Below are 18,139 nucleotides of genomic sequence, written 5' to 3' on the forward strand. Positions count from 1 at the left end.
AATTAATTTTTTAAAACTAATGTTATAATCGGATCTAATTCAATAGCCATTTTGTGACATATCTGGTTGAAAACAATTGTCAGCAATACGATGAACCTTGGATTGAATTGTTCCATCTATTGAAAGCTTGATTTCTCGCCATCCTGGTGCTTCATAGGATAATTTAAAATCATAAGATTTTGGCATAAATTGTACGCAAGTGGAAGGTGTAGAAAACGCTTTGCAGCCGTGCCAAATATATTCCAGACTTTGATGAATATGTCCCCAAGCTACGCCTTTTATATTGGGTTGATGCTTAATAATTTCTTCTAGTTCATGTTTGTTTTTTAATATGTGTTGATCTAACCAGTGACAACCTGACTCAATAGCATGATGATGCAAAAACACAAAAGCATAACGATCATCATGACTTGTTAATGTGCATTGCAAAAATTCAAGTTCTGACTGGGGTAAAAAACCATAAGCTTGATCCACAACCTGACTATTAAGCAACACTAAAAGCCATTTATCCCCTAGAAGAACAATTTTATTTTCAGCGAGTTGATAGTCAGCAAAAATTTCATGCATATCATGATAATTGTCATGGTTGCCTGCTAACCAAACACAAGGTAAATTAAATTTTTGTATTTGCTCGGCAAAAAGACGATAAGCTTGTTTTGATCCATCTTGAACAAAATCACCTGTTGCCACTATTAAGTCAAACGGGCTTTTTCTATTTTCTATTTCTCTTATCACTGTTCGAAAACTAGCATTTGAATCAATACCTAATAATTTACTCTGGTCATTAGCAAAAAGATGTGTATCGGTAATATGTAAAATATTACTGTAATTTCTATTTATGATTGGAAGCGTTAAAAATGACCCCAAAATTGACCTCAACATTTTATCAAAATACACGATTAGAGATAATCAAATCCCCAAAATAAGGATAGCAAAGCTGGCTAGACTAAATATTTTTTATTATAAATTCAAGTAGATTTATAAAGTGTAAAATGGATCACATTTTTATGAAAGAAAAACTTAAATGTGATCATTGCCATTGATTATATCCATTCATCTTTTAATGATTTATAGTTGAGCTGTAACCATTGAAGCGAAATAATTGATGCCGCATTATTAATCACGCCTTCTTGAACCCACTGATAAGCTTGCTTGCGGCTAATTACATGCACTTTGATATCTTCGTTTTCTTCTGCCAATCCATGAATTCCCATAGCAGTTGAGGAATCTACTTCACCAACTAATATATGAAGTTTTTCCGTTAATCCGCCCGGTGATGCCAAATAACTTACAATCGGCTTACAACGTCCAACTGTTATACCAGCCTCTTCCATCGCTTCTCGCCTTGCAACCTCTTCATAAGATTCATTTTCATGATCCATCATGCCAGCAATAAGTTCTAATAACCACGGACTATCCTGAGTTTCGATAGCAGCAATACGAATCTGTTCTATCATGACTACGTTATCAAGTTTAACATCGTAAGCTAATAACACGACAGCATGTCCCCGCTCCAAAATTTCTCGCGTTACGACATCGCTTTTGGTGCCGTCAAATTTACGGTATTGAAAACGGTATTCAATTAAAGAAAAAAAGCCTTTATACAAAACGCGTTTAGTCAAATTAAACACATCTTTCTTGTTAAACACAACAGGATCATTATTAATTTTCATAGAAACTCTCAATTTTAGTCTTAATTTTAATAAAAAGTGCGAATAGTTAACAAACTATGCTTACTATATCCTATTTATCTGTTAAAATTATGCAAATTAAAATACTATTATATTTGAATGTTTTAAAGAGAAAATTGATGAAAAAAACTTTAACCTTTCTAATCGGCTTAGCGCTAAGCCACTCTGTATTTGCCGAAAATTTGGTTCAGGTTTATGAACAAGCTAAGGAAACGAATCCTGATTTAAGCAGTTCATTAGCTGAAAAAGAAAAGGCATATTCAGCAATTTCTGGATCACGAGCAAGCTTATTACCACAAATTGGTTTAAGTGCTTCTTATGGTGTAACTCATGGGCGTCGTGATACCAGTGGTGTAAAATCCAAAAGTGGGAACCTTTATCAAGTAAGCTTATCACAAAGTATTTTTAATTATTCTAATTGGAAAGCTTTAGATATCACTAAAAAGCAAGCTAGTATTGCTGATATAGCTTATCAATATCAAGGACAAACGCTTATATTAAATACCTCTGTTGCGTATTTTAATGTACTTAAAGCACTTGAGGCATTAAACTTTATCGATGCACAGAAAAAAGCAATTGGTCGTCAATTACAACAAACCAAACAACAACATCAAGTTGGTTTGGTAGCAATTACCGATGTGCAAAATGCGCAAGCAAATTATGACCTTACGCTTGCTCAACAAGTTAATGCATTAAACGATTTGAATAACGCTATCGAAAACTTACGTCAGGTCAGTGGTCGATTCTATTCAAATTTAGCAACCATTAATACCAAAATGTTTAAAACCGAAGCGCCAATTTCTATTAATTCGTTGTTAAAACAATCTGAAGTGTCTAATCTTAATTTATTAACAATGAAATTAAACCAAGAAATAGCTCGTGATCAAATCAAGTTATCACAAGCAGGACACCTACCGACAGCAAGTTTAGATGCATCAACAAATCTAAATAAAACCGATAGATATGGGGATAATTTTGCAACTAATGGGGGTCATAGAGGAAAATCTTATTCGGGTAATAACTATGTTGGATTAAGTTTAAATTTACCTATCTTCTCAGGTGGCGCTACGCAATCTAAAGTTGAGCAAGCTCAACACAACTACGTTAGTTCGAGTGAAAAGCTTGAAAGTACTAATCGCAGTGTAATCAATCAAGTCCGTTCTTCTTATAACAATATTTCTTCGTCAATTAGTGCGATTAAAGCTTATCAACAAGCGGTTGTTTCAGCTGAAAGCTCATTAGAAGCGACGAATTCAGGTTATCAAGTAGGAACTCGAACTATTGTTGATGTATTGAATGCAACTACTCAACTTTATAGCTCTAAACGAAATTTATCAGATGCGAAATATAACTATCTAATAAATTTACTACAACTTAAATATGCTGTTGGTACATTAACCGCAGACGATTTAGTCTATCTAAATAATATGCTTGGTAATGAAGTCAGTACCTTAGCAACAATACAATAATCTTTAAGTATAACTGTTTGACTTTAGGCGATTTTATCGCCTTTTTTTATTGCCTTATAGCAGTTATCTTAAATCAAGTCTGATCATAACATCATTTGATGATTTTCATGACATCGTATCAACCACGAATTCAATAAACATTTTCATTATAGCTAGCGGTTGCCTGTCAGCAGTATAAAGCATATGGACTTCCCGAGCGGGAGGTAAATAATTTTGTAATATCGGTAATAATTTATCTTGTTTTATCGCCTCATTCAGCATCGGTTCGGGTAACATCGTTATCCCCAAACCTTCAATGGCGGCAATCGCTAATGCTGAAGTATCATTTGATTGTAATGAACCAGAAATAGAAAGATTGACGGCTTTGCCATTCACCGTAAATGGCCAAACATAATCATTTTTATTTCGATTCACATATTGATAAATTAGACACTGATGATTTTTTAAATCGTCAGGAACAGCTGGTACACCATTTTGCATCAAATAGCTGGGCGAAGCAGCAAATATAAGTTGAAAAGGTTTAAGTTTGCGTCCGATCAGACCAGAATCATTTAATTGACCGATACGAAACACAATATCATAATCCTCTTTTACTATATCAACATAGCGATCACTTAATTGAATATCAATGTTTAATTTAGGATAGCGTTTCATAAAACGGCCAATGACCGGAATTAAATTATAGTGTCCATAACTGACAGGTGCACTAATCCTTAATCGACCTTTTGGCTCTTCAATAAATTGTTGGGCTAATATCTTCGTCTCTTTTATTTCTGCAAGAATTAACAAACACCGTTGATAATACTGTTTGCCAAACACGGTAAGATGTTGCGAGCGAGTTGTTCGATTAAGTAATTTTAATCCTAAGTGTTTTTCTAAAAAAGCAATGTATTTAGTCACCATCTGCGGTGAAGTATTCAATGATACTGACGTAGACACAAACGATCCTGTTTTCACCGTCAATACAAATGCTTCCATACACTTTAATAGATCCAAATTATCAACTCCCAGTTGTTAATAAATCAATTTTTATAATATTTATTATCCCTTATTTTATAAAGATAATAAAACAAAATCATTTTGGGTGTGAAAACATAAAATTTACTACGAGATAAACAGGTATTGTCAATTAAACTTCTATTGAAGACAACGTTATAGATTCAAAACTGAATAATACAACAAATTGAAGATCGCTTGTTCTCCTAAATAATGACGTGAAAAGTAAACACCTTTATATTTTAATAATTTGCGCAAAGGGGATTTGGTTCTATCAAAACTAGCTTTATATCCTGAAGTTGGTGATTGGCGTGAACTTAACCAACATAAACTGTGTTTTATTCAAAATCAATTAGTTAAAGCATAGAAATCCAATAAACAGAAAATTACTCCATAGTCTATGGAAAACCGACATAACAATTACTTTATTAAGAAATTAAAAGGAAAAAAAATGAACAATCATGTTAAAAAATACACTGCAATTACCGGCGCAAGTTCAGGCATTGGTTATGCCACTGCAATTGAATTTGCTAAACGAAATAAAAACCTTATATTGATAGCAAGAAGAGAATCACAACTAGAAACATTGAAACAAAAAATTGCCGAATTAAATCCAAATTTGGAAGTCATCATTAAAATTTGTGATTTGTCGCAAGCCAATAATGTTTTTTCACTCTTCAAACAATTAGATAGCTATTATATTGAAACATGGATAAATAATGCAGGTTTTGGGCATTACGGAAGTGTTAAAGATCAAGATTTAGATAAAATACAATCTATGCTACATTTAAATATCGAAGCCTTAACAATTCTATCAACGCTGTATGTGCATAAATATCACCATCAATCTGGCACACAAATAATTAATATCTCTTCACGAGGTGGATACACAATTGTACCCAATGCTGTCACTTATTGTGCGACTAAATTCTATGTTAATGCTTTTACTGAAGGTTTAGCGCAAGAATTAAGACAAGCAAAAGCGAAATTAACGGCTAAAGTCTTAGCCCCTGCGGCAACCCAAACTGAATTCGGTCAAAAAGCGAATAATGTCAATGAATATGACTATAATAAAAGTTTCAGCCAATATCACACAGCAGAGCAAATGGCTGGATTTTTAATGGCGCTATATGATAGCGACAACATCATCGGAGAAATCAGCACAAAAGATTTTTCATTTACATTAAAAGATAGCATTTTACCTTATTCTGGCAATGCGGCTGAAAATCAAAAGATTTAAATAGTTAAACAATTAAACCGCAACTACTAAATATTCTATTTTTAAGCTCAAAACAGTAAATTAAGCGTGTTTTGAGTTATTTATCTTTAAACTAAAAAGCTTATTGTTAAATATAATCGCTCAGAATTATTTCTAAAAATTTGTCTCATGAAAATTCTTGGATAATTACATCTGAATTAAAGTCAATAACGATCCAATCTTAGCAATTCTCTCTTCAATTTTTTTTGCTGCTCCGTCCAATGAATATCCATCATCAATCAATTCCTGAATAAGGATAATCTTCTTTATATTTGCTAAATCAAATTGACGAGATTTAGATTGTGGATCGACCGTTTTAATGATACCTTTTTCTTCCCAATAACGTAATTTCCTTACTGGAATTTTAGTCATTTCAGAAACTTCTCCAATACCAACAATCACTGTTGATAAAAAGTTATCATAAGAATTTTTTAAGGAATTTTTTTCCATATCGAAAACCTACTTATACTCAGAGTGAATACCTATTATAAAGCACAATATCTATAAACAACAAATAATGTTGTACTAAAATTAAAAATGATCCTATAATGCAATAATTGCGCTTTAACTACAATTATTGGATATTAAGAACTAAAAATGAAATATAAATTAATCATAGGAACCATGTGCATTCCTCTTCTTGCACTTGCTGTCGTTACACAACTTTATCTACTATTGCCTGTTTCAACAAACCTATTGCATTTTGTTAAATATGCAACTGCAAGTAATATAGGATTATTAACCACTATATTTGGCATTTTCTATGCTATCGGACTGATAATCTGGGGAAGTTTATCAGATAGAATTGGGAAGGAATTAACCTTAATCATTGGTCTGTTATTGCTTACTAGTATTAGTTTTATTGTTCCATTTCTGCAAAACTATTATTTATTACTTTTTGCACGTGCTGTTCAAGGCTTTTGTGCAGCTTCATTTCCACCCGTTGCTCTAGCTTGGGTTTCGATCAATCTGTCTGACAGTTCAAAACCTAAAGCAATATCAATGATCAGTTGTGCATTTTTACTTGCAGCCACTATTGGTCAATGGCTAGGATCGTTATTAATTTCTAACTCACTCTTCTATGCAATGTGGATTTTAGGAGTTATCTACGCATGCGGTGCAACTATTTTCTATTTATACTATCTAAAAAGTGAGCAAAACAAGCTTAGCTCATCAAGCACAACTCTCATTTCAATATTTTCTAAATTACCTAATATACTAATAAATAAAAAATTATTACCAATATATATATGTTCGTTATTTGTTTTACTTAGCTTTGTCGCACTTTATTCTGTACTACACCGCAGTTCACTTATTAATTGTATACCAACTTTAAGAAACATTGGCATTTTTGGCATGTTCTTTAGTCTAACTGCAAGTTATCTATTTAAGGTGATCAAACCAGCATATGTACTAGCAATATCTCTTTGCTTAATGGCATTATCATTATTTATGCATGCGTTTTTTCTGAATGATCAATTAAACTTGCTCTCAATTATATATTTTTTCCATTTCATACTAATTATTGGTCTTGCGTATGCTGTTCCATCAATGATTGTTTGTGTAGCAACACAATCAGAGATAAAAGATAGAGGTATTGCAACATCATTATACACCTGCATTTTATTTATTGGTGCAAGTCTTGGGGCATTTTTGCCGACACTTATTAATCCACTTATTTTGATAATAGCGCTTTCTATTTTACTTCTGCTCTGTGTGATACAACTCATTATCAATTTAAGATTAAATCATTAAGGAGATTGATTTATGATAAAACAATTAATCAAATTCATATTTATATTAAGTTTTTTTTATTCAACGAGCTATGCTCAACAATTGAACGAAACAGAGGAAAGTACAATGACATCAACACAATTGATAAAGATCAGAACTCAACTTGAGCCAAACTTGCAAAAATTATTAGCTAATAATGAACTTGATTTTAATCTAGTTTTAACTAATAAAGGAATGCACAACAAACAACCTGTGACGTTATATCGTTTTGAACCACAAGAAACAATGCATCTTAATAACCAACATATCTCATTTTTACTTGATGATGATTCTTCAAAATTACAAGGGTTTGTCAGATTATTGCCACAATATCAATCAACCAATACACAAGTTTCTAAAGAAAAAGCTTTAGCAATAACGCTTAAATTCCTTGAAATTTATGCACCCGATTTATTGAAAAACTATAACAATAATTGGATAGATACTCATGACGAAGAAATTATTGTTAATGGAAAAAAAGTAACTTTAACCGGTATGAAAGTAAAATGTCGTGATTTAAATACAGGACTTTACTTTTGGACAATTATTGCACCAGATGAAACTATTATGGTTTTTGAAAGAGATGTTGAATGGGATTTTATTCGAGCTGGTCGACAAACACAAAAATGGTTACATGACAGTTGGTTAAGTAAAAAATTATAAGGAAAAAAATTATGGATAATAAAGTGAATTTAAAACCAGTACCTTACACAAATTTATCTAAGGTAATATATTTATATGGATTTGCAATGTGGATGACAATTATTACATTTAATAATATTATCGATTCTGGTACCAATACGCTTTTCATAGAACAAATGATTAGTATGAGTAATTTCAATCCGGATAGTGTAATTGGCTCAGGTTTATTATGGAAAGCAATTCCTTTAAATTATGCTTCACCTATTGCTTCTTTCATTTTATGGTTTGTGGTGATTGTAGAAATAATTATTGATGTATTGATGTGGAGAGCTTTTTTCAAGGTTTTAAAATTAACAATTCAAAAAAAACAACTTGATGAAAACTGTATAGCTTGCGTCAATCTGGCTTTATGCTCTTTTATGGGAATTTTTGTTTTATTCATAACTGGAGGTATCTGGTTTGGTTATTGGATGCATCAAGGGCAATTCCAACTAGCTCATCTTATTTCAATAATAATTTCTTTATTAGGATTAATTTATTTTAATCAGAATCGCTCATCAATTTCAAATAAATAGTCTCAATGGAATGGAATATGAATAACAATAAAATTATAATCGTTAGTGAAAAGTTTAATAATTTTGCTAATCACCCTCATGTATTAACAATTAAAAAATTCATGAATTCAAAATTGAACAATCATAATTTAATCATAGGTCAAGGATTAACCGACCAACATCATCTTTTATTAAATGACTCGTTATCTGAAAAAAGCAATATTCATAATAAATTAGATAGTTCAGTCGTTAGAAATCGTTTTACACATAAACATAAAACCAAAAATATTTTAGTGGGTACCACTAAAAAAATAAATGATCATCTTTATCATTTACCTATGATTATTGATGAAAATTGTGAACTAATGGATGATCATCAAACAGGTAAACACATACAAGGTATGCTTTTAGTAGAAGCTTTTAGACAAACTTTTATTGCTGTGACAGAAGAATTCTTTCCTTTAAAAATTAAAGATAGTCACAAAGCGTATTATGTTATTAATAAAATGGATATTCATTTTCATAGATTTGCTTTTCCTTTACCGATTAACATTGAATATGAGATTGATAATAGAGAGTTTTCAAACAGTGGTACAGCTAAATTTTCTGCCAATGTTCGAGCAATTCAAAACAATAAACTTTGTGCTGAAATGATAGTAAATTTTTCTGTATATCCAAACGAATTTATTTCTACTAAAGAAAATGAATTATCTTCACAAATAATTGATATGTTAACTTGTTCTATTGAATAATAACTAATTGATTTGCATTATATGGGAGAAGTTAATGAATAAAGCTGCTTTTTTTGATGTTGATAATACTTTAATCAACATCAAAAGTATGTTTGATTTTTATCACTATTGGGCTGAAATAACAGAAAATAAAGATAAATACAATTCTTATATTAAAAACTTTAAGCAAGACATTGCTAATAATGTTCCAAGAACAATTGTAAATCGAAAATATTATCAGGAATTTCAGAATCAAACTCTAGAGAGTTTAAATGATAGAGCAAATAAATGGTTTGAAAATTTATTACAAAAAAATCCACCGTTAATACATAAAACTATAGAACGTTTAAACTTTCATAAAAAAGAAAATTTCAGGATTGTTTTTGTATCTGGTTCGATGAAACCTTTGTTAGAACCTTTAGCTAGATATTTAGGTGCCAATGATATCCTCTGCACAACACTTGAAATTGAAAATGGGATACTGACAGGCAATATTTTACCACCACAAACAATTGGTGAAGGAAAGCACGTTGCCATGAAAAACTATGCAGTAATAAATAATATTAACCTAGGAGAATCCTTTGCATATGGCGATGATATTTCAGATATACCAATGCTTGAGTCGGTAGGCAATGCTGTCTGTGTTGACCCTAAAACAGACTTGATAAAGTATGCAAAGGAAAAAAAATGGGAGATTTTATAATATAAGATTTTAACTTTTTTTATTATCAAATATCAATTTTAATTCATCTTAACAAGCGTTTTAACTTGTTAAGATGTAAAAAAAGAAAACAATTAATTACGAAATTCGCATACCCGGTTTTGCTCCACTATCAGGTGACAATAAGTAAACGCCTTCACTATCATCTTTACCACTTGCACAAAGTACCATGCCTTCAGAGATACCAAAACGCATTTTACGAGGCGCTAAGTTAGCGATCATAATCGTTAATCTGCCCACTAAAACTTGAGGATCAGGATAAAACTCTTTAATGCCTGAAAAGACATTACGAGTTTCGTCTCCTATATCAAGTGTAAGTTGCAATAATTTGTCTGATCCTTCAACAACACTTGCATTTTTAATTAATGCAACACGCATATCCACTTTTGCAAAATCATCAAAATTGATCGTGTCAGCAATCGGTTCAGCAACTTTTTCTTTAGCTGGCGTCGCTAATGCAGCTTGTTGTTTTGTTTCGTCAATCATAGCAGTAATTTTATCCATATCTATACGGTTAAATAGGGCTTTAAATTTGTTAATATTGTGTCCGGTCAAAGGTTGATTAATCGAATCCCACGTCAATTGGCTACTTAAAAATGCTTCAGTGCGTTCCGCTAATGCTGGCACAATAGGTTTTAAATAGGTCATTAAAATACGGAATAGATGAATACCCATTGAACAAATATCTTGTAATGCTTGATCTTGCCCTTCTTGTTTTGCTACAACCCACGGCGCTTTTTCATCTATATAACGATTTGCTTCGTCAGCCAGTGCCATAATTTCACGTATTGCTTTACCGGATTCACGTTGTTCAAAATAATCAGCAATTACTTTTGATTTTTCAATGAACAAAGCATAAAGTTCTGGCTCAGCAAGATTATCAGACAATTTACCGTCAAAACGTTTGCTGATAAAGCCTGCCGAACGGGAAGCAATATTAACAACTTTATTGACTAAATCACTATTAACACGTTGGACAAAATCTTCCAAATTTAAATCGATATCATCAATATGTGGCGACAATTTCGCTGCATAATAGTAACGCAAGCAGTCTGGATCTAAATGTTTTAAGTAAGTACTTGCCTGAATGAAAGTTCCACGTGATTTTGACATTTTTGCACCATCAACCGTGACATAGCCATGCACAAAAATATTGGAAGGTTTACGATGTTCACTACCGTCTAACATTGCTGGCCAAAATAGACTATGGAAGTAGACAATATCTTTACCGATAAAATGATAAAGTTCAGTCGTTGAGTTTTTATTCCAAAACTCATCAAATATCGCTTTATTATTTTTATTACAGTAATTAAGGAAAGATCCCATATAACCTATTGGCGCATCTAACCAAACATAAAAATATTTACCGGGTGCATCCGGAATTTCAAAACCAAAATAAGGAGCATCACGGCTAATATCCCAAGGTTGTAATCCTGCTTCAAACCACTCTTGCATTTTATTCGCAACTTGATCTTGCAATGTGCCCGATCGGATCCATGCCTGTAACATTTCTGAAAAAGCGGGCAAATCAAAAAAGAAATGCTCTGAGTCTTTCATTATTGGGGTTGCGCCAGAAATAACCGATTGAGGATTAATGAGATCAATTGGATTATAAGTTGCACCACAAACTTCACAGTTATCACCATATTGATCTGGGGCTTTACAACGTGGACACGTGCCTTTCACAAACCGATCAGGTAAAAACATCTGTTTTTCTGGGTCAAATAATTGTGATATTACTTTTGTTTTGATATAACCATTGGCTTTTAGCTTTTTATAAATCTGTTCAGATATCTCACGATTTTCTGGACTATGCGTTGAATGGTAATTGTCATAACTGATGTTAAATCCAGCAAAATCACGTTGATGCTCAGTTTTAACTTCTGCAATCATCTGTTCAGGCGTCATCCCTAGTTGTTGGGCTTTAAGCATGATTGGCGTACCATGCGCATCATCTGCACAAATAAAGTAAATCTCATTGCCACGCATTCGTTGATAGCGTACCCATACATCAGCCTGAATATGTTCTAGCATATGTCCTAAGTGAATTGAACCATTTGCATAAGGAAGTGCACAAGTCACTAATATTTTGCGTTTTGTTGTCATGTCAATTTAATACCTTTTATTACATAATGTCGGGAATAGTACATCAAACATGGGATTATCGCTAGATTTATGCCATAATTTAATAAAAATTCTTTCCAGATTCAGAAAAATCAGCAAACTAATGACTCACGACATTTTGGAAAGCATAAAATAATTTGGCTGTTCTCAATATTTTACTTAAATAAGCATGATAATTATACAAATCAGCATAAAAGCAGATAAAACCGTAGATAAAAAATGAAGGCTAATCACCATGGAACCCAAAAAGATTCTTGAAAATTTTGCTCATCCTACTTTGCGAAAAAATTTGATCGAATTAGGTGCAGTTAAAAAGTGTGAAATGGAAAATCAAACTTTGCATATTCATTTAACGATGCCCTTTGCATGGCAAATCACTTTTGAAGAGTTGAAAAAAACTGTTACACCTCAATTACTCGAACTTGACGGTCTAAAACAAGTCAATTGGCAAATTGATTTCAACATTGCCACCCTTAAACGAGCAAACCATCAACAAGCGATAAAAAACATTAAAAACATCATCGCTATTAGCTCTGGTAAAGGTGGAGTCGGTAAATCATCAACCGCGATTAACCTTGCGCTTGCACTGCAAAAACAAGGCGCCAAAGTTGGTATTTTAGACGCCGATATTTATGGCCCGTCTATACCTACCATGTTAGGAACCGAAAAACAACAGCCACTTACTCCCGACAATAAACATATGACACCAATTATGGCCTATGAATTAGCCAGTAATTCGATTGGCTATTTAGTCGATTCGGATGGAGCAATGGTATGGCGAGGACCAATGGCAAGCAAAGCATTATTGCAAATTTTGCAAGACACGCTTTGGCCTGAACTTGATTATTTAGTGATTGATATGCCACCAGGGACAGGAGATATTCAATTAACACTCGCGCAAAGTATTCCTGTTACTGCCGCGGTGATTGTTACCACGCCTCAAGACATTGCCTTAATTGACGCTAAAAAAGGCATCACAATGTTTAATAAGGTTAATATCCCGACGCTAGGTATTATCGAAAACATGAGCTACCATATCTGTGAAAATTGTGGGCACCACGAGGCAATTTTTGGTGAAGGTGGTGCGGCACAACTTGCCGAAAAATATCAAACTCAATTACTTGGGCAAATACCGCTGCATAAAATGTTGCGACAAGACCTTGATACCGGAACGCCAACAGTTATTAGTCATCCAGACAGTGAATTTACTGAAAATTATTGTCGAATTGCCGGGCAACTTGCCAGTGAATTATATTGGCAAGGTGAAGCGATTTTACCGGATATCTCATTTAAAGCGTTATGATTGTTAAGCTGGATATTGGTTGTTTAACGAAACAGCCAATATCAGCCTTAAATTGATAAACATTGGATTTACAATCGAATCATATTTTTCGATAATTCTTATTATTTTTTATTTTGTTGGTTGGTTTTTAAGCGGTTAAACTCCATTTTGGCTTTTGCCAGTTGTTGATTAAACTGGGCATTAGCATGCAGTTGTGCCACGACACTCGCCGCCATCACTCTAGCCGCATCAATATCACTTTGCCAATGGTATCCACAAATAACACGACTTTCACCCACTTCAAGACCTCGTTTTAAAATTTCATTTTGACGTTGTGGGTTGATTTCAGCTAACACCAGCGATATAGCAAAACCAATTGTTGTATGTCCTGAGGGATAAGATCCATTAGTAGACAGCGTTTTTTCGTCTTCTGGTCGGCAAGTGGGCTCATTGAAAAACGAAAATGGTCGGATACGATTGTAATAATTTTTCGCCGAACGAGTAGCCAGATCACCAGCATCTTCTTTCATTGTCGTAATCAATTTATAAATTTCGGGTGTTTTGATAGCAGATATATCAAAACCAAACGACGTTGAAAATTGCTGAGTGACATTTTCCTTGCTAGAGTCAGCATCAATATAAGCTTGTCTTCCTCGTTCGGTATGACGCATCGATTTACCCCAATCATACATGGCTTTATCTCTTAAAAATTCAACACTGGTAAATGAAGGAGGTGGTGGTAACAATTGTAAACTATCAGGAGCTTGATTTTCAGTAAGAAAATAGTCATTAGGATGTGTTGTTACATCTTTTATTTCTACGGCGAATGCTTGAGCACATAATAAAGAATACAACATAATACTTCTAACTAACATTTTTTGCATAGACGGCCCCCTTTTCTTTCTCGATATTGATATTCCTATATCGTTGGTATTTAAAACGATTAAATTGCCTTGTTACAATGTCCATACAATAAAGTTTTCTAAATCTTATTGTCTAATCACATTGATTTATTTGATATTAATCAATATTAAATTGAATTATTGGATTAATAAATGACATCATTTACATTATGTGACAACTATCACATTTTCATACTGTCACTTTTTATCAATAGTGATATAAAAGATCGAATCACTCTTCAAGCCGTAATGATATTTAAAATAGAGGTATCATAACTGTTTATGATGCAAAAATTTTATCTCTAAACATAAAAAATACTGCGCCAAGCAAACAACAACCAGCCCAAATATAATCAGTTTTAAAAGGTTCTTTTAAGATATAAATTGAGAAGGGTATAAAGACAGACAAACTAATGACTTCTTGAATAATTTTTAATTGACCAGCGGTGGCAACTTGAAAGCCTATACGATTAGCAGGAACTTGCAATAAATACTCAAACAGCGCAATCCCCCAACTAATAAAAACGGCAACAATCCAGACTTGATTATGCAAAAAACGTAAATGGCCATACCAAGCAAACGTCATAAACATATTACTAAAAATTAATAGACATATCGTAATAAAAAGTTGATTCATGATTATCATCACTGCTAGTGGAAAGGTATGAGTATTATATACCTGTTACGAATGAAGGTACAAAATCGATAAAGAATGCCGAGTAGTTGTCATCGAAGATGACACCATTATCTTTACTGACTGTTTAATAACGAACATTATTCATGTTATAATGACATTCAATCTATTTATCCCTTCTTTAAAAAACAACATGATAAACAATGCTAATAAACGGTCTCGAATTTGGTCGTCAATTTTATGTTTGGCATTTGCAGCATTTATTTTTAATACCACCGAATTTGTTCCGGTAGGGTTGCTACCCAACATCGCTAAAAGTTTTTCAATGGATGAAGCGCATGCTGGATTATTATTAACTATCTATGCTTGGTCTGTTTCATTATTATCGTTACCCTTAACGGTATTAACTTCAAAAATGGATCGCCGAAAACTTCTTGTTTTCTTATTCTGTTTATTCATTGGTAGCCATATCTTAGCGGGTTTTGCTTGGGACTTTTATAGTTTAATGGTAGCCAGAATTGGAATCGCTTGTGCACACGCTGTATTTTGGGCTATTACTACGCCTTTAGCTGTTCGACTTGCACCCAATGGCAAAAAAGCTAAAGCAATGGGTTTTATTGTTGTCGGCGTTTCAATGGCAACAATTTTAGGTATTCCAATTGGCACGATAATTGGACAAGTTGTTGGTTGGCGGATTACTTTTTTATGTATCGGTTTTATTGCTTTTTGTGTCATGGTTTCATTACTCTATTTATTACCGCCTGTGCCAAGCACAGACACCTTATCTATCCGTGATATTCCGAAAGTGCTTAAACGACCAGTATTACTTAATATCTATCTGTTAACAGCAATTATTATTACTGGTCATTTTTGTGCTTATACCTATATCACCCCTTTTATGATAAATGTCGGTGGTTTTAACGAAAAAGTGGTGGTTAGCATTCTATTAGCTATTGGTTTTTCAGGTATGATCGGCAGTGTTGTCTTTGCTAAATATTCTGATAGACATCCAACAGCAATTCTAATCATTCCGTTGTTATTATTAATGATTTGTTTACTTTCGCTTTATGTTTGCTCATTCAATTTAATCACTGCAATCATACAAGGCATGTTATGGGGACTTGCGATCACCATTATCGGCATGGTTATGCAAAGTAAAGTCATCGATGTTGCTCCAGATGCAGCCGATATTGCAACCTCCGTTTATTCAGGTATTTATAATATCGGCATTGGAGCAGGTGCATTTGTGGGTAGCCAAGTCTTAGTTCGACTATCAACCGAGTATATCGGATTTATTGGTGCAATATTTGTTATTCTTGCATTAGCACTCTTTTTAATATTAACAAAAAGAACATGGTAAATTGCTAACAAGAGCTTGCCAAGCAAGCTCTTAACGCTATTATTGTTGACTTAACGACTCAAGCGCTTCCCAACGTGCAAAAACTGCTTCTAGTTCAGCTTCTTTATTGGCCAAATCAGTTAAAATCGGGCTTGTCACCTCGTGGGGTTGATTAAAAAAGTCACTGTGCCCTATTTGCGCTTGTAAATCAGCTATTGCTAATTCCAATTGCTCTATTTGGCTTGGTAATTGTGCTAATTCACGTTGTTCATGATAACTTAACTTTACTTTCTTTTTCGCTTCAGGCATTTTGGTTTCTGCTGTTACCGCTTTTTCATCGGATTTAACCGGTGCAGTATTTTTATTCACCGACACGGGTTTTGCTTGCTGCTGTTGCTGTAAAGCATCAGTATAACCGCCCGCATAAATACCGATATGACCTTGTTCTTCAAAAAACCAACATTGGGTAACCACATTATCAACAAATTGTCGGTCATGGCTAACCAATAAAACAGTGCCTTGATAATCATTAACTAGTTCTTCTAACAACTCTAAAGTTTCAATATCCAGATCATTGGTGGGTTCATCGAGAACTAATAAATTACTTGGTTTTAAAAATAGTTTAGCTAACAATAAACGATTTCGCTCACCGCCAGATAATGCACGAACAGGAGTTCTGGCGCGTTTTGGTGGAAACAAAAAGTCCTGCAAATAGCCAAGCACGTGACGAGATCGACCATTAACCATCACCTCTTGCTTACCTTCAGCCAAATTATCCATCACAGTCTTTTCAGGATCCAACTCAAGTCGATACTGATCAAAATAAGCGACTTCCAATTTGGTACCACAATGGACGCTACCCGACGTCGGCTGTAAGTTACCTAACATCAGCTTTAAAAGTGTTGTTTTACCTATACCATTAGGACCAATCAGCGCAATTTTATCGCCACGTAATACTTGTACCGTAAAATCATTAACCAGTAATTTATCTGCGACTTGATAGCTCACATTATCCAATTCAAAAACAATTTTGCCCGAACGCAACGCTTCTTCAATTTGCATTTTTGCACTACCCATGACTTGGCGACGCTGTGAATGTTCTTGTCTCATCGCCTTTAAAGCGCGTACTCTACCTTCGTTACGTGTACGGCGAGCTTTGATACCTTGACGTATCCACACTTCTTCTTGAGCTAATTTTTTATCAAATTCTGCATTTTGCAACTCTTCGACACGTAGTGCTTCCTCTTTTCCAACAAGATAACTATCATAATCACCACCCCATGAAGCCACTTTACCTCTATCGAGATCAATAATACGCGTTGCCATTTGCCGAATAAAAGAACGATCATGTGAAATAAACACAATGCTACCATTAAAACTTTTTAAAAATTCCTCTAACCATTTTATCGTTTCGATATCTAAATGGTTAGTTGGCTCATCCAGTAACAATACTGTTGGCTGACACACTAATGCTTTAGCCAATGCGGCTTTACGCAACCAACCTCCTGATAAGGATGACAGTAGCGCATCACCATCCAAGGAAAGTGAAGAGATAACATTACGAATACGATTATCAAGTTGCCAACCATTTTGCTGATCTAATTGCTCTTGTAATTTAGCTAATTTAGACAGATTACTTTCACTGGGATCTTGTTCAATACGATGAGATAAATCATAATAATCCCTCAATAATTGAGCTTGTTCTTTTAAACCTTCTGCAACGAAATCGAACACATTTCCTTGAATATCTCTTGGGGGATCTTGTTGTAAACGTGACACAACAACATTATTCTCATAAATAATTTGACCTTCGTCTAACGGTACTTCTTTATTTAATACTTTAAGTAACGTTGATTTACCTGCACCATTACGCCCAACAAGACAGACACGCTCATTAGCTTCAATCGACATATCAATATGGTCGAGTAGTGGTGCATCACTAAAGGAAAGATAAGCATTTGTAAGATTGATTAATGACATAGTTATTTTTTATTTGGATATTAAGTAATATGGCGTTATTCTA

Annotated in this window: 17 protein-coding genes; 9 read left to right on the top strand and 8 right to left on the bottom strand. The window is 33.7% G+C overall.

Annotated elements, in window-relative coordinates; genetic code table 11:
- Positions 1-39 precede the first annotated feature (39 nt).
- On the bottom strand, positions 40-867 hold the full coding sequence (gene cpdA / locus ACGH6R_RS04220) for a 3',5'-cyclic-AMP phosphodiesterase (protein ID WP_267359427.1): 828 nt from the start codon (positions 865-867) through the stop codon (positions 40-42).
- Between the two features lie 176 nt (positions 868-1,043).
- Positions 1,044-1,673 carry an ADP-ribose diphosphatase gene (gene nudF, locus ACGH6R_RS04225; protein ID WP_411598986.1) on the bottom strand — a complete coding sequence of 210 codons (630 nt, stop codon included), beginning with the start codon at positions 1,671-1,673 and terminating at the stop codon, positions 1,044-1,046.
- Between the two features lie 137 nt (positions 1,674-1,810).
- On the opposite strand from nudF, the gene tolC reads away from it, so the two are divergent.
- The gene (tolC, locus tag ACGH6R_RS04230) at positions 1,811-3,160 is read left to right on the top strand and encodes an outer membrane channel protein TolC (RefSeq protein ID WP_267349733.1); all 1,350 of its coding nucleotides are present in this window, start codon (positions 1,811-1,813) and stop codon (positions 3,158-3,160) included.
- Positions 3,161-3,265: 105 nt separating this feature from the next.
- On the opposite strand, the gene ACGH6R_RS04235 is transcribed toward tolC, so the two are convergent.
- Positions 3,266-4,138 (bottom strand): LysR substrate-binding domain-containing protein, encoded by an 873-nt coding sequence (locus ACGH6R_RS04235; RefSeq protein ID WP_411598987.1) that lies wholly within the window; start codon positions 4,136-4,138, stop codon positions 3,266-3,268.
- A gap of 469 nt (positions 4,139-4,607) precedes the next feature.
- On the opposite strand from ACGH6R_RS04235, the gene ACGH6R_RS04240 reads away from it, so the two are divergent.
- Positions 4,608-5,396 carry an SDR family NAD(P)-dependent oxidoreductase gene (locus ACGH6R_RS04240; RefSeq protein WP_411598988.1) on the top strand — a complete coding sequence of 263 codons (789 nt, stop codon included), beginning with the start codon at positions 4,608-4,610 and terminating at the stop codon, positions 5,394-5,396.
- Positions 5,397-5,561: 165 nt separating this feature from the next.
- On the opposite strand, the gene ACGH6R_RS04245 is transcribed toward ACGH6R_RS04240, so the two are convergent.
- The gene (locus tag ACGH6R_RS04245; RefSeq protein WP_411598989.1) at positions 5,562-5,864 is read right to left on the bottom strand and encodes a MerR family transcriptional regulator; all 303 of its coding nucleotides are present in this window, start codon (positions 5,862-5,864) and stop codon (positions 5,562-5,564) included.
- 174 nt (positions 5,865-6,038) lie between these two features.
- Between ACGH6R_RS04245 and ACGH6R_RS04250 the strand changes: the two genes are divergently transcribed.
- The 5 genes from ACGH6R_RS04250 to ACGH6R_RS04270 all read left to right on the top strand — a co-directional run bounded on the left by ACGH6R_RS04250 (position 6,039) and on the right by ACGH6R_RS04270 (position 9,817).
- Positions 6,039-7,169 (top strand): MFS transporter, encoded by a 1,131-nt coding sequence (locus tag ACGH6R_RS04250; RefSeq protein WP_411598990.1) that lies wholly within the window; start codon positions 6,039-6,041, stop codon positions 7,167-7,169.
- A 105-nt stretch (positions 7,170-7,274) separates the two neighbouring features.
- Positions 7,275-7,850, top strand: a complete 576-nt coding sequence (locus tag ACGH6R_RS04255; protein ID WP_411598991.1) for a hypothetical protein — start codon at positions 7,275-7,277, stop codon at positions 7,848-7,850.
- Between the two features lie 11 nt (positions 7,851-7,861).
- Entirely contained in the window at positions 7,862-8,404 is a 543-nt protein-coding gene (locus tag ACGH6R_RS04260) for a DUF2165 family protein (RefSeq protein WP_411598992.1), read from the top strand.
- A 17-nt stretch (positions 8,405-8,421) separates the two neighbouring features.
- Positions 8,422-9,135, top strand: coding sequence for an AfsA-related hotdog domain-containing protein (locus tag ACGH6R_RS04265; RefSeq protein ID WP_411598993.1), 714 nt, complete (start codon positions 8,422-8,424; stop codon positions 9,133-9,135).
- Between the two features lie 34 nt (positions 9,136-9,169).
- Positions 9,170-9,817: an HAD family hydrolase gene (locus ACGH6R_RS04270; RefSeq protein ID WP_411598994.1), complete on the top strand. Its 648-nt coding sequence runs from the start codon at positions 9,170-9,172 to the stop codon at positions 9,815-9,817.
- Positions 9,818-9,913: 96 nt separating this feature from the next.
- On the opposite strand, the gene metG is transcribed toward ACGH6R_RS04270, so the two are convergent.
- A complete protein-coding gene (gene metG / locus ACGH6R_RS04275; protein WP_411598995.1) occupies positions 9,914-11,941 on the bottom strand; it encodes a methionine--tRNA ligase in 2,028 nt (675 codons plus the stop codon).
- 253 nt (positions 11,942-12,194) lie between these two features.
- Between metG and apbC the strand changes: the two genes are divergently transcribed.
- Positions 12,195-13,262 carry an iron-sulfur cluster carrier protein ApbC gene (gene apbC, locus ACGH6R_RS04280; protein ID WP_411598996.1) on the top strand — a complete coding sequence of 356 codons (1,068 nt, stop codon included), beginning with the start codon at positions 12,195-12,197 and terminating at the stop codon, positions 13,260-13,262.
- 101 nt (positions 13,263-13,363) lie between these two features.
- Here the strand turns inward: apbC and ACGH6R_RS04285 are convergent, their stop codons facing one another.
- On the bottom strand, positions 13,364-14,125 hold the full coding sequence (locus tag ACGH6R_RS04285) for an acid phosphatase (protein WP_411598997.1): 762 nt from the start codon (positions 14,123-14,125) through the stop codon (positions 13,364-13,366).
- Between the two features lie 298 nt (positions 14,126-14,423).
- Positions 14,424-14,780 (bottom strand): DMT family protein, encoded by a 357-nt coding sequence (locus ACGH6R_RS04290; RefSeq protein WP_267359414.1) that lies wholly within the window; start codon positions 14,778-14,780, stop codon positions 14,424-14,426.
- A gap of 190 nt (positions 14,781-14,970) precedes the next feature.
- On the opposite strand from ACGH6R_RS04290, the gene ACGH6R_RS04295 reads away from it, so the two are divergent.
- Positions 14,971-16,137, top strand: a complete 1,167-nt coding sequence (locus ACGH6R_RS04295) for a sugar transporter (RefSeq protein ID WP_267349746.1) — start codon at positions 14,971-14,973, stop codon at positions 16,135-16,137.
- 39 nt (positions 16,138-16,176) lie between these two features.
- On the opposite strand, the gene ACGH6R_RS04300 is transcribed toward ACGH6R_RS04295, so the two are convergent.
- Positions 16,177-18,096: an ABC transporter ATP-binding protein gene (locus tag ACGH6R_RS04300; RefSeq protein WP_411598998.1), complete on the bottom strand. Its 1,920-nt coding sequence runs from the start codon at positions 18,094-18,096 to the stop codon at positions 16,177-16,179.
- Positions 18,097-18,139: the final 43 nt, after the last annotated feature.

Origin of the sequence: Gilliamella sp. CG13 (genome assembly GCF_046635805.1) — a bacterium.
GTDB lineage: Bacteria > Pseudomonadota > Gammaproteobacteria > Enterobacterales > Orbaceae > Gilliamella > Gilliamella apicola_I.

Coding starts and splice junctions, on each gene's coding strand:
- ACGH6R_RS04265 (WP_411598993.1), top strand. CDS start 8,422: ATGAATAACAATAAAATTATAATCGTTAGTGAAAAGTTTAATAATTTT.
- metG (WP_411598995.1), bottom strand. CDS start 11,941: ATGACAACAAAACGCAAAATATTAGTGACTTGTGCACTTCCTTATGCA.
- ACGH6R_RS04260 (WP_411598992.1), top strand. CDS start 7,862: ATGGATAATAAAGTGAATTTAAAACCAGTACCTTACACAAATTTATCT.
- ACGH6R_RS04295 (WP_267349746.1), top strand. CDS start 14,971: ATGATAAACAATGCTAATAAACGGTCTCGAATTTGGTCGTCAATTTTA.
- ACGH6R_RS04240 (WP_411598988.1), top strand. CDS start 4,608: ATGAACAATCATGTTAAAAAATACACTGCAATTACCGGCGCAAGTTCA.
- ACGH6R_RS04300 (WP_411598998.1), bottom strand. CDS start 18,096: ATGTCATTAATCAATCTTACAAATGCTTATCTTTCCTTTAGTGATGCA.
- ACGH6R_RS04290 (WP_267359414.1), bottom strand. CDS start 14,780: ATGAATCAACTTTTTATTACGATATGTCTATTAATTTTTAGTAATATG.
- ACGH6R_RS04285 (WP_411598997.1), bottom strand. CDS start 14,125: ATGCAAAAAATGTTAGTTAGAAGTATTATGTTGTATTCTTTATTATGT.
- ACGH6R_RS04235 (WP_411598987.1), bottom strand. CDS start 4,138: ATGGAAGCATTTGTATTGACGGTGAAAACAGGATCGTTTGTGTCTACG.
- ACGH6R_RS04250 (WP_411598990.1), top strand. CDS start 6,039: ATGTGCATTCCTCTTCTTGCACTTGCTGTCGTTACACAACTTTATCTA.
- tolC (WP_267349733.1), top strand. CDS start 1,811: ATGAAAAAAACTTTAACCTTTCTAATCGGCTTAGCGCTAAGCCACTCT.
- ACGH6R_RS04245 (WP_411598989.1), bottom strand. CDS start 5,864: ATGGAAAAAAATTCCTTAAAAAATTCTTATGATAACTTTTTATCAACA.
- apbC (WP_411598996.1), top strand. CDS start 12,195: ATGGAACCCAAAAAGATTCTTGAAAATTTTGCTCATCCTACTTTGCGA.
- nudF (WP_411598986.1), bottom strand. CDS start 1,673: ATGAAAATTAATAATGATCCTGTTGTGTTTAACAAGAAAGATGTGTTT.
- ACGH6R_RS04270 (WP_411598994.1), top strand. CDS start 9,170: ATGAATAAAGCTGCTTTTTTTGATGTTGATAATACTTTAATCAACATC.
- ACGH6R_RS04255 (WP_411598991.1), top strand. CDS start 7,275: ATGACATCAACACAATTGATAAAGATCAGAACTCAACTTGAGCCAAAC.